The 11,665-nt window shown below is 56.4% G+C and carries 9 protein-coding genes and 1 pseudogene; 9 read left to right on the top strand and 1 reads right to left on the bottom strand.

Going from position 1 to position 11,665, the window contains the following annotated elements:
• A partial coding sequence (locus tag TRM7557_RS20155; protein WP_207382638.1) for a hypothetical protein occupies positions 1–285 on the bottom strand: 285 nt, incomplete at its 3' end.
• 422 nt (positions 286–707) lie between these two features.
• Between TRM7557_RS20155 and TRM7557_RS07375 the strand changes: the two genes are divergently transcribed.
• The 9 genes and pseudogenes from TRM7557_RS07375 (at position 708) to TRM7557_RS07335 (ending at position 11,213) form a co-directional block, all read left to right on the top strand.
• Positions 708–1,655, top strand: a complete 948-nt coding sequence (locus tag TRM7557_RS07375) for a LysR family transcriptional regulator (RefSeq protein ID WP_074942064.1) — start codon at positions 708–710, stop codon at positions 1,653–1,655.
• Positions 1,656–1,866: 211 nt separating this feature from the next.
• Entirely contained in the window at positions 1,867–2,850 is a 984-nt protein-coding gene (locus tag TRM7557_RS07370) for a BMP family protein (RefSeq protein WP_058289566.1), read from the top strand.
• Positions 2,851–2,922: 72 nt separating this feature from the next.
• Entirely contained in the window at positions 2,923–4,452 is a 1,530-nt protein-coding gene (locus TRM7557_RS07365) for an ABC transporter ATP-binding protein (protein WP_058289565.1), read from the top strand.
• Complete coding sequence (locus TRM7557_RS07360) at positions 4,449–5,537, top strand: ABC transporter permease (protein ID WP_058289564.1); 1,089 nt, start codon at positions 4,449–4,451, stop codon at positions 5,535–5,537. Before TRM7557_RS07365 ends, TRM7557_RS07360 begins: the two co-directional genes overlap by 4 nt.
• A 1-nt stretch (position 5,538) precedes the next feature.
• Positions 5,539–6,474 carry an ABC transporter permease gene (locus TRM7557_RS07355; protein WP_058289563.1) on the top strand — a complete coding sequence of 312 codons (936 nt, stop codon included), beginning with the start codon at positions 5,539–5,541 and terminating at the stop codon, positions 6,472–6,474.
• Positions 6,475–6,509: 35 nt separating this feature from the next.
• Positions 6,510–8,021: a class I adenylate-forming enzyme family protein gene (locus tag TRM7557_RS07350; RefSeq protein WP_058289562.1), complete on the top strand. Its 1,512-nt coding sequence runs from the start codon at positions 6,510–6,512 to the stop codon at positions 8,019–8,021.
• A complete protein-coding gene (locus tag TRM7557_RS07345; protein WP_058289561.1) occupies positions 8,018–8,794 on the top strand; it encodes a creatininase family protein in 777 nt (258 codons plus the stop codon). Before TRM7557_RS07350 ends, TRM7557_RS07345 begins: the two co-directional genes overlap by 4 nt.
• Positions 8,795–9,066: 272 nt before the next feature.
• A complete protein-coding gene (locus TRM7557_RS07340; protein WP_058289560.1) occupies positions 9,067–9,858 on the top strand; it encodes an MBL fold metallo-hydrolase in 792 nt (263 codons plus the stop codon).
• An 88-nt stretch (positions 9,859–9,946) separates the two neighbouring features.
• A pseudogene (locus TRM7557_RS07335) lies at positions 9,947–11,213 on the top strand (IS256 family transposase).
• Positions 11,214–11,665 lie beyond the last annotated feature (452 nt).

The raw sequence follows: 11,665 nt of genomic DNA, 5'->3' as shown, positions 1-11,665 counted from the left end.
CGAGAAAACACGAATTGCAAGACGAATGCCATGATGGCACGTGCGGTCATCCGAAAACCTGAAATCCCGTGCTTTGTCCTGAACTCTCAGGTTCGCGTCGCCGATTGGGAACAGGTTTGCGGAACCCATCAAGGCCAGCAGCAAATACCAACACTGCGACCAAAGGCCGGACACAGGACTGTACTGACCAACCGCGCAACCAACGCATTTTTTTCTTGCAAAGCAGACGCCATCCACACAGGACAAAACCGCCTTTTGCACTTGCGGATATTGCTGATGCAGCAATTGCTCGCATTTGCAGCGTCACTCTTTTGGCAGTGCGGCACATTTCACCGAACCGGCCGTTCGAAGGCGTCGATCTGGCCCGAACTAAGACCGCACTTTCGTTGCTGTCAGAGCCGACCATCGAGGAGCGGACAAAGCTGCATTCTCTCACAGGTAAATCAATGCCAGATTACCAATCCGAAGCTGCCTTTCCGTTGGAGCCCCAGAATAAACGCTCTTAGCCCGAATCGGACATGGGCTCCAGCACGTCAGGCAGAAAGTCGACCTCCACGGCGCAAACTAGAGTCGAATGAGACGGCGAGGTAAGTTGCTATTGTCTTCCTGAGTCGCGTTCCGCATAGATATTCAAACAAATCTCGTTATTAATCACTCTGCGGCGCCTAAGCTTGACAGCCTTGGTCCGGTAGATTGAACCTTCCTCTATGACAAAGTTTGAAAACTTCACCACGCATCAATTGCGAGTTCTAGCTCATCTTCTGTCGAACAAGAACGTAACGGCGACCTCGCATTTCTTTGATACCTCCCAACCTGCAGTCAGTCGTTTACTTGCAGAAATGCGCCAAAAGTTCGGGGATGCATTGCTTGTGCGGGGTGGCGACGGGATGGTTGTTACTGACCGCGGTAAGCTTGTTCTGGAAGAAGTTGAGAAGATTCTCGACCAACTGAGTGCGTTGGTGCAGCCAGAGGGTAGTTTTGCTCCGGAGAAGTCCGATCAAACCTTTTCATTGGGTTTTACAGACAGCAACATGGTTACCCTTGTTCCGCCGCTTGTTGTGGCCATAAAACGCGCCGGGCCAAACTTACGTACGCATATTCGTGCCATCGATCCTGAGTTCGACGTCGTCAACGCCTTGGCAAGCCGCTCCATGGATGTGGTGGTCGACTGTGTGAGCGAATACACGCGGGGTATGTATGATGCATTGCGGTTTACGCCCCTGGGTATGGATGATGTTGTTTTGTTGGCTCGCGAAGAGCATAGCATTATTGATAGGCCACCGCGGACTGCTGAAGAGTACCTTAAGCTTAAACACGTGGCGCCATATCCAACCTCCAGAGCTGACAAAGGGCCAATCGATGGTGCCTTGGCCGCGCAAAAGATTCCGAGACAGGCGCAATGTCTGATCCCCGAGTATAATCTCATACCGCAAGTTCTCATGGGATCGAATCTCGTTTTCACGACATGCCGCCAGTTTGCAGAGCATTTTGCAGCACAATTGCCTCTCGAGGTTGTCCCAGCGCCAGATTTCTTTCCGCCGATGGAATTTAGATTGCTTTGGCATGAGGTCACGCATCGTAGTTCTTCGGCCGTTTGGCTGAGAAATCAGATTCAAACTGCAGCAAAACTAAGCGGTTTGCCCGAAATGCCGTAGAATTTAGCTTATAACTTAAGCGAAATATGTAGATCTATAGTCATAGCAAATTTGATATAGCTTGAATACTCCCCTGGTCATTGGCCCGGTCCAAGTTTGTTGGTTAGCATCTTTGTATCGCAATCGAGCTGAACATCTCGACTGTTACCTCGAAACCGCGGACGGTTGGGGACCCCCTGATGCACCCGCTAGATATGAAAGGGGCTGTTTCATGTCCTACGTTAACACCTCAAAAATCGTGCTTTCCACCGCAGCGGTTCTGATGCTTGGCACGGCGTCGCTGGCGCAGGCCGAGACCACTGTGGCTCTTGTACTGCCTGGTTCAATCGCTGATGGCGGATGGAATGCCGGCGCCTATCAGGGCCTGCAAGCACTCAAAGCTGACGGATTCGACATCGCCTTCTCGGAAAACGTCAGTCAGGCCGACATTCCGGCAGTCGTGCAGGGCTATGCCGACGACGGCTATGACCTTGTCATCGGCCACGGTTATCAGTTCGGCAGCCTTTTCGCCGAAATCTCGGAGGAATATCCCGAGCAGGCCTTCTTTGCGACGACATCCGCGCCTGGCAACACCGAAATTCCAAGCAATGCTCTGTATGTCGAGTTCCGCTATACTGACGCGGCCTATGGCATGGGCGCGCTGGCAGCTCTGATGTCGGATGGCAAAGCCGTTGGCGTCGTCGGCGGAGGGGATAACCCTACCACCCAAGGCATGGCCAAAGCATTTGTAGAGGCTGCTGAAGCCACCAAACCTGGCTTGAAGGGCTATGCAATTGTTACCGGCGACTACAACGACGCCGCCAAGGGCCGCGAAGCAGCCTCAACCATGATCGGCAACGGCGCTGACGTGATTTGGCACACAGCAGACATCACTGGCATTGGCGCCATTGAAGGAGCTTCGTCACAGGGCGCGCAGGTCATCGGAATGTTTGCTGACCAAACCGAACTCGCCCCAAGTGCGATGGGGACCAGCCTGTCTGCCAACAACGCGGGTCTGGTGCAGGAAGTAGCCAAGATGGTCGCTGACGGCAGCTTTGAAGGTGGCGGAATGTGGGAACCAGCTCTTGGGTTCTCGTGGCTGCCCGTTTACGGCGACGCCAGCTACAACACTGATCTGATCAGTGACGACGTCTGGGCCCAATTCCTTGATATCTGGTCCAAAGTTGACAGCGGCGAAATCGAACCTGCGTCGTAAGTAACCCCTGATTTGGACTTAACAATGATCGAGGGGCCGTCTTCCCCCCCCCTCGATCTCCCCGGAGTTGCCATGACCGACATAGCTCCTCTTCTGCGCATGCAAAAAATCACCAAGCGATTTGGAGCTTCGGTGCTTGCGAATGATTGCATTGATTTCGACCTGCATGCCGGTGAAGTCGTGGCGCTTCTGGGTGAGAACGGAGCGGGCAAGTCCACTCTGATGAACATTCTCTACGGGCTCTATGAACCTACCGAGGGGACGATAGAGTTCGATGGGATCGAAACAACCTTCCGCGACCCGGCGCAAGCGATCGAACATGGTATCGGCATGATCCATCAAGAGTTCATGCTGGTAGAGCCGTTCACGGTGGCCGAAAACCTGCTTATGGGCACTACAACGCTGCCCGAAGGGGCGGGCAACCTGAATGCCGCCCGCCGGTTGATCCGCGAAATTTCGGCCGACTACGGCCTTCAGGTAGATCCGGACGCCCGGATTGAAGACTTGGCGGTGGGCCAACGTCAGCGGGTTGAAATCCTGAAGCTGCTGTTTCGCCACGCAAAGCTTCTTATTCTGGACGAGCCAACCGCAGTGCTGACGCCGCAGGAAACTGATGCCTTGTTCGAAGTCCTTAATCGCCTTCGGTCAAACGGCCACGCGATCGTCATTGTCACGCATAAAATGCACGAGGTGATGGCCATCTCTGACCGGGTTGCTGTGATGCGCTCTGGACAGATGGTTGCGACTGTCAAAACGTCTGAAAGCACCGAGGCAGAGCTTGTACGCCTGATGGTTGGCCGCGATCTGGACATGTCGGTTGACCGTACAGAGCCCAAACAGCGCAAGCGCGCATTAGAGTTGGTGCAGGTGCAGGTCGAAGCGCGCGAAGGCGCCAAAGCGACACCACCGGCAACCCTGACGCTGCGCCATGGCGAGGTACTGGGTATCGCAGGCGTCGACGGCAACGGGCAGACCGAACTCATCGAAACGATCTTTGGTTTGAAAGACGCCGTAAGCGGATCAATAACGCTCGAAGGTCGTGATATCACTGCGCTAAGCACCGCAGAACGACGCGCGGCCGGGATCGGATATGTCCCGCCTGACCGGCGTGGCGTTGGGGCCCTGGTGACGCTGTCGATCGAAGACAATGTAATCTTGGGCGCCTCCAAGGATTTTACCCAGTTTGGCCTTCTCAACCGCTCGCTCGCCCGTGTCGCGGCCGACGATGTCATTTCCCGGTTTGGCGTTAAAACCCCGGATGCAGATTTTGCCTCTGGCAATCTGTCGGGCGGCAATCTGCAAAAACTGGTCCTGGGGCGCGAGGTATCGCGTGATCCCAAGGTGCTGCTGATCGAACAACCGACGCGCGGATTGGACGTCGGCGCCATCGAACTGGTCTGGGGTGAGATCATCGAGCAACGAAACCAGGGCGCCGCTGTGCTGATGGCCTCTACCGAGCTTGAGGAGATCTTGGCCCTCTCGGATCGGATCGCAGTGATGTTCGAGGGTGAAATCATGGGCGTCATCCCCCGTGACAAAGCAACAACCGCGCTCTTGGGCGCGATGATGGCCGGGCGTCGCCTTGAAGAGGTGGCGCTATGAGAGTTTCATTAGAGAAACGCGACACGCCGCTGATCAGCGGTTGGTCGGTTGTGGCTATGTCCGTGCTGGCCGTCCTGATCGGGATGGTCTTGGGCGGGGTGTTGTTCTTGCCGTTCGAGGCCAGCCCCTGGGAGGGATATCAGTCGCTGATTGGGAACGCGTTCTTTTCGAAACGCGGATTTGGCTACACGTTGGTGACCGCAACACCGCTGATGATGGTTGGATTTGGGACCATTGTGGCCTGGCGCTGCGGCTTTATCTTTCTTGGCTTTGAAGGCTGTTTGTTGATTGGGGCGATGGGCGGCACCATGGTGGGCCTAGGCGCGCTTGAGGGCGGTATACTAAGCACCTCGGCCCCGGCTCTTGTTGTTACGCTGGCCCTAATCTGGGGGGCGACTTTAGGGGCGCTTTGGGCGGGGCTCGTTGGCGAGCTGAAAACCCGTTTTGGCGGCAACGAAGTGCTGATTGCACTGATGATGAACTTTCTGGCGATTTATCTGGTGCAATACCTTGTCGCCGGACCTTGGCGCGTGGTGGGCGACATGCCCCAGACCGAGCGTCTGCCGAAAGACCTTTGGCTGCCCTACATTCTCAGCGGGACACGTCTGCACGCCGGATTTTTGATCGCGCTTGCGTCGGGCGTTGCGATCTGGGTGGTGATGGCCAAATCCCGGGTGGGGTTCGAGATGATCGCCAGCGGACTAAACCCACGGTCTGCGCGCTATGGCGGCATTTTGGTTGGGATACGTCAGCGCCAGGCGGCTCTGATCGCCGGAGGTCTGGCAGGCCTGGCGGGCGCCATCACGATCTACGGGGTTCATCACCGTCTGCTTGATGGGCTGTCGGATGGCACGGGCTTCGTGGGCATCGTGACAGCGCTGCTGGGGCGTATGACCGTTCCGGGCACTGCGATCGCTTCTGTTCTTTACGGTGGCTTGTCGGTGGGCGGAGACGCAATGCAGCGCCAGACCGGATTGCCATCCTCCATCGTTTTGATCGTGCAGGCCAGCATCGTGCTGCTGCTTTTGGCGACCGAAGTGTTGCGCACCCATCGCATTGTTCTCTCTGGCAGAAGGAAGGTTTGAAATGGATATCCCTGAGCTTGCCTTTCTGACCACATGGATCGCTGCGTCGGTCCGTCTGACCGGCCCGTTGCTCTTGGCGAGCATCGGCGAGTTGATCAGCGAGCGCGCGGGCGTTTTGAACGTCGGGATTGAAGGCACTGTTTTGCTGGGTGCTTTGGCCGCCTATCTGGGCGCGATCTGGAGCGGCTCGCCCTGGATCGGGGCGCTGGCTGCCGCCGGAATGGGCATGTTGGTCAACGTTTTCCTTGCTTGGATGTACGTCGTGGTCAAGGCCAGTCAGGTGGTTGTCGGCATTATCTTCAATGTGCTGGCCATGGGCATCGCAAGCTATGCGTTTCGCACGATCATGGGGGATATCCCGCGCATTCAGACGGCGCCGATGATGCCTGAAATTTCCGTACCCGGTTTGAAGGATCTGCCGCTGATCGGACCCGCACTCTTTGGACAGTCTGTTATGTTCTACATCACAATCCTGATCGCGCTGGGGACCGGCTGGCTGATGTACCGCACCCGCCTTGGGCTGAACCTGCGGGCCGTTGGGGAATACCCCAAGGCAGCTGCAGCTGCAGGTATCAATGTGGTACGGATGCGGATCATCGCCGTGTTGGCCTGCGGGCTGGGTGGAGGTCTGGCCGGAGCCTACTTTGTGCTTGTCCAGATCGGCCTGTTCCGTGACACGATTGTTCAAGGGCGGGGCTTCATAGCACTGGGTATCGTCATCCTGGCGCGCTGGAACCCCTACCTGGCCATCCTTGCGGCCTTTGGCTTTGCGTCGATGGATGCGCTGGCCCTGTCCCTGCAACTCTTTGACTTGCCGATCCCGACCCAGGCGTTGGTTGCGCTGCCCTATCTGCTGACAGTTTTGGCTGTGTCGGGTGTGTTCGGAAGGTCCCGAAATCCGGCGGCGCTGATGACCCCCTATCACGCCGATCGTTAACGAAAAATCTCTTACACCTTCCAAGGAGACATACCATGCTTTTGCATCAGCTCATCACCGATGGCGCCAACCGCCGTCCCGACCACACTGCCTTTCACTGGGTCGAGCGTGATAAATCCCTTACATACGCGCAGGCACACGAACAAATCGAGGCGACCGCTGGCGCATTTCACGACCTTGGCGCTCGCAAAGGGGATCGGATCACGATCTTTGCGCACAATGGTATGGACTATTTATTGTCGATGTTCGCTGCCTGGCGAATTGGCGCGATCTCGTCGCTGGTAAACGTAAAGCTGGCAGACGATCTGGACTACTATTTCAACGACCACAAACCAACTTTGGTCGTGTACACTCATGACAAATTGGCCGAGACCGTCGCCGCTGCGCAGAAGGTCGGCACTGTGAAACACCTGATTTGCATGGACGGCAAACAAGAGGGCGCGTTGAGCTTCCCTGAACTATTGGAAGCCAACCTTCCGGCACCTGCCGACCCGGGTGATGAAAGCGCCATCGCGCACCTGTCCTACACGTCTGGTACAACGGGTCAGCCAAAGGGCGCGTGTCTGGCGCACGAACCGACGATGGTGGCATCGTCCTGCATCGGTGAGCGCTTGCGCTATTCTCGCGACGACATCTCTTTTGGCCCTTCTGCCTTGTCATCGTCCTACCAGTTGGTCGCCAACATCCTGCCGCCTTTGAAAAACCTGGCCACCTGTATCGTCATGAAAGACTGGGCTGCGGATACCGGCTTTCAAGCCCTGAAGGATACCAAAGCAACGATCTTTGTTGGCAATCCGCCAGTGCTGACCGACGTTCTGGAACAATCGCGGCTACATGGCGGCGCGCCAGAGAACCTGCGCCTTGGCACCTCTGGTGGTGGACCCGTTCCGCCGACTCTGAAACAAGCTTGGCGCGACGAACTGAAACTGCCCTTGGTTGAAAGCTATGGCCAAAGCGAAATCGGGGGGTTCTTCGCCCTTGGCGACCCGACCCTTCCAACAGACGAACATTTTGGCGCGGTAGGCCGTCCTCTCCCCGACAAAGAAGTGCGTATCTTGGGCACTGATGGGAAAGAGCTTCCCCAAGGCCAAGTTGGCGAAGTCTGTTTGCGCGGTGGATTCATGACCGGCTACTGGGAGAAACCCGAAAAAACTGCTGAAGCTACAGCGGATGGTTGGTTGCACTCTGGCGATGTGGGCCAGATGTCCGAAGATGGATACCTGACAATGCGGGGCCGGGTAAAAGAGCTTCTGAACGTGGGTGGCGAGACTTGGTTCCCGCGGGATGTCGAAGAAGCCTTGATGCTGGTTGAGGGCATCCGCGAAGCGGCAGTCATTGGGCTGGATCAGGCGGATGGCTCGCACCAGCCGGTCGCTTTTGTCACTGGCGAAGGCATTGATACGGAGGCTGCAATCGCAGCGATTGAAGGCAAGACACCCTATACGCTAAAGGGTCTGACTGTGCGCGCGATTGGCGAGTTTCCGATGACGCCAACCGGAAAAATTGCTAAAGCGACGCTTAAAGCACAGGCCATGGAGGCAGCATGAACCGCAATATCAACGAGCTGACCTGGCAGGAAGTGGCCGCGCTGGATCTTTCCAAAGATGGGGCTATCGTGTTGCCCATTGGATCGATCGAGCAACATGGCCCACACCTGTCCACGGATTGCGATCTGGTTTTCTCTGAAAAGTTCCTGGAAATGGCTCTGGCGCAACTTGCGCCAGAGGTGAAAATCTGGCGGCTTCCGATGATGCCGATTTCCAAATCCAACGAACACGTTGGATTTCAAGGAACTTGGGCTCTGTCGGCAACGACGCTCATGGCGGTGATCAAAGACATCGCATTGAGCGCTAAGGCGAATGGATTTCGACGACTAGTGCTTTGGAACTGCCACGGAGGCAACCGGGCTTTGCTTGAAGTGCTTGCCCGTGACATTCGGATCGAGACCGGTCTGATGACCTTCCAGATTTTCGCCTCCGGCGCCATGCCCGACCCATTGGAGCCTCTCGACCCGCGCGAACCAGATTACGGCATTCACGCCGGGGAATGGGAAACCTCGATGATGATGGCCGTGTCCCCGGACCGCGTGCGCGACGACAAACGCGACTGCGCTTTCCCAGATTTTCAGTCAGAAACTTTGGCTTTGGAACTGACCGGGGCCACCATTGGATGGGTGACGTCCGATTTCATGACTTCGGGCACTTGGGGTGACGCCACGGCGGCGTCGCTTGAGCGCGGGCAAGCTCGTTTAGGGCCGCTCGTGGAACGTTTGACGGCTGTACTTTCGGAGATCGCGAGCTTCGAAATCAAACAGACTTAGCGGTAGCGGTTTTCCTAGAGGTCACTAGAAAGGGCTTCTGTGCCTGAACACTATTCGATTCCAACACCTCCGATTAGAGGCAATCTTCAACACTGGAAGCAAGTTATGACTTCACTCGTATTACGTGAGTTGTCTTTAGCTTGATTTGATGTGTGCTGCGCATTTCCGACGTGGGAACTGCAACCTCATAGAGTTGAAACGGTACGCCAGCCCCGTCATTGAAACGGGCAAGTTCAGGCTATTTATTCGAGCTGGGAGATGATGTGGTTGTCATGGACCATGGCCCCGGCGCGCACCATCGCCTGCACGAAGCGGGGTATCAGGCCACCGATGTGACCCATTTTCTGGCAAGCCATTATCACTATGATCACATCATGGACTATCCACGGCCTGTTCTGACCCGGTGGGACCAAGGCGGGGACAAAGTGTCTCCGCTGAAGGTCTATGGACCTGATCCGCTGCACGAGATCAACGAAGGTTTCATTGGAGAAAGCGGAGTGTTTGCGCTCGATATCGCAGCGCGCACCGAAAGCCCGGCATCGATTGCCGTCTACTGCGCGCGCGGTGGTGTCGGGGATCGCCCACGTCCCAACCCGGATTTGACCCAGTTCGCCCCTGGTGAAGTCATCGAAGGCAAAGATTGGGTGATCAAGGTCGGCCCCGCGCGCCATGTGCAACCCAGCTTGAATTGCCTCTCTTACCGTGTGGAAACGGACGAAGGCGTGGTTGTCTATTCCGGGGACAATGGCGGTGTCTATCAGCCTTTCATCGATTTTGCCAAGGGCGCGGATGTGCTAATCCACATGAACCATTTCCTGTCGGGCACCGAGCTTACGCCGGAGTACCGCCAAATGTCAGTCTCTCATCTAGACAACGCAGAAACCGCGAAACAGGCAGAGGTTGGTATGCTTGTACTGACACATTTCCTGCCAATGTTGGACAAGACAGGTGTCAAAGAACGTATGGTGACCGAGATGTTCGATATCTATGACGGTCCAATGGTTCTCGGTGAAGACCTGATGCAAATCCCTTTGAAAACAGATGCATTGGAAGCAGCAGACTAAGCTGGCGCGAAAAAGCAGGTGATGATTCAGGGGACTATCCTGAATTTTGTGCTCTGGCGTGGTAGCTCTGAGATGAGGAGACCCACGTATGAGCATCGACAAAGACCTTTTGGACCAACTTATGGAGGGCCGGAATCCCGGCGACCTGTTCGGCAAGGACGGGATTTTGCAGGAGCTGACGAAGGCGTTGGCTGAGCGTGCCTTGAGCACCGAACTGGATGCGCATCTGACCGAGGAACGGGCCGATCCGCCGCCTAAAGGCGCGAACCAGCCACCGAACAGGCGTAATGGCAGCAGCCAGAAGACGGTGACAATGGAGAGCGGCAAGGTCGTTCTGGACATTCCCCGTGACCGCAACGGCAGCTTTGATCCGGTGCTGATCGCCAAATATCAGCGGCGGTTTCCCGAGTTCGATACCAAGATCATCCACTGCCCGGCAGTGCATTTCGGCACGAAATGTCACGAGAGGGAGCATGTACGCACGCGGCATGACGACCCGGGAAATCCAGGGGCATATCGAGGAAATCTACGGCGTTGAGGCCTCGCCCAGCCTGATCTCGGCGATCACTGATGCGGTCATGGACGAGGTTACTGCCTGGCAGAACCGCCCGCTGGAACCATGCTATCCGGTCGTGTTCATGGATGCGATCCGGGTCAATATCCGCAGCGACGGCGCGGTCAGCAATAAGGCTGTCTTCGTGGCGCTGGCCATCCTGCCTGACGGCACCCGCGACGTTCTGGGCCTGTGGTTCCAGGCAAATGAGGGCGCCAAGTTCTGGGCCAAGGTGCTGAATGACCTGCGCAATCGCGGGGTCCAGGACATCCTCATCGCCGTCGTGGATGGCCTCAAGGGCTTTCCCCAGGCCATTGAAGCGGCCTTTCCCAAGACCCAGGTCCAGACCTGTATCGTGCACCTCCTGCGGCACTCGATGAGCTTTGCCAGTTACAAGGACCGCAAAGCCGTGGCGAAGGCGCTCAAGGCGGTCTACACCGCTGTCGATGTTGCCGCCGCCGAAGCCGCGCTGGCTGAATTTGAACAGTGCGATCTCGCCGCCAAGTATCCGGCCATCGCCCCAAGCTGGCGCCGGGCCTGGAACGAAGTCATCCCGTTTCTGGACTATCCACCCGAGGTCCGCAGGCTGATCTACACCACCAATGCCATCGAGGCGCTGAACTCGAAAATCCGACGCGCCGTTCGAACCCGAGGGCACTTCCCCAGCGATGAGGCCGCCGCGAAATTGATCTATCTCGCGCTCAATGCTACGTCTCAGGAATGGAAGCGTTCAGTGCGCGAATGGCACGCTGTAAAGAGCCAGCTGGCAATCATGTTCGAAGACCGCTTCCCAATGGCGTAATCAAAGCGCCAGAGCACAAAATATCTGACAGTCTCTGATTCAGTTTCGGATTGTCACCTGATTTCTGAATGCACCTTTCGGCGTCCAACCTCATTCTGAATTGGATTGGCGTCGCTCTAAGCAACAATTTCAACCTGGTCCTTTTGAGGTTCTGCCCCAATCAAATCGCAATCTGGTTGCGGCTTACATCGTATCATAACTGCCATTAGTTCGAAATGCGGCGAGTTCTGCTTTGTCCCGCGACCCGTGAATTGCCGTCTAAAATCTCGCTGCACCATGAACGAATGGCATCGATCTCTGCCGCTGCGCAGCGTCCTGGATCGAGCCTCTGCGGCAATTTTGGTGCTGCGAGCGCGCGCAGCACGAAAACCGAATTCACAGGTTGGGCTCAATTGAGGCCTTCGCTGCAACAAAGGTCAAGGACCGCTATCGCCCTTGGGTCAGAAATGCTT

The organism is Tritonibacter multivorans (assembly GCF_001458415.1).
GTDB lineage: Bacteria > Pseudomonadota > Alphaproteobacteria > Rhodobacterales > Rhodobacteraceae > Epibacterium > Epibacterium multivorans.
This window is presented reverse-complemented; position numbering and strand designations above follow the sequence as displayed.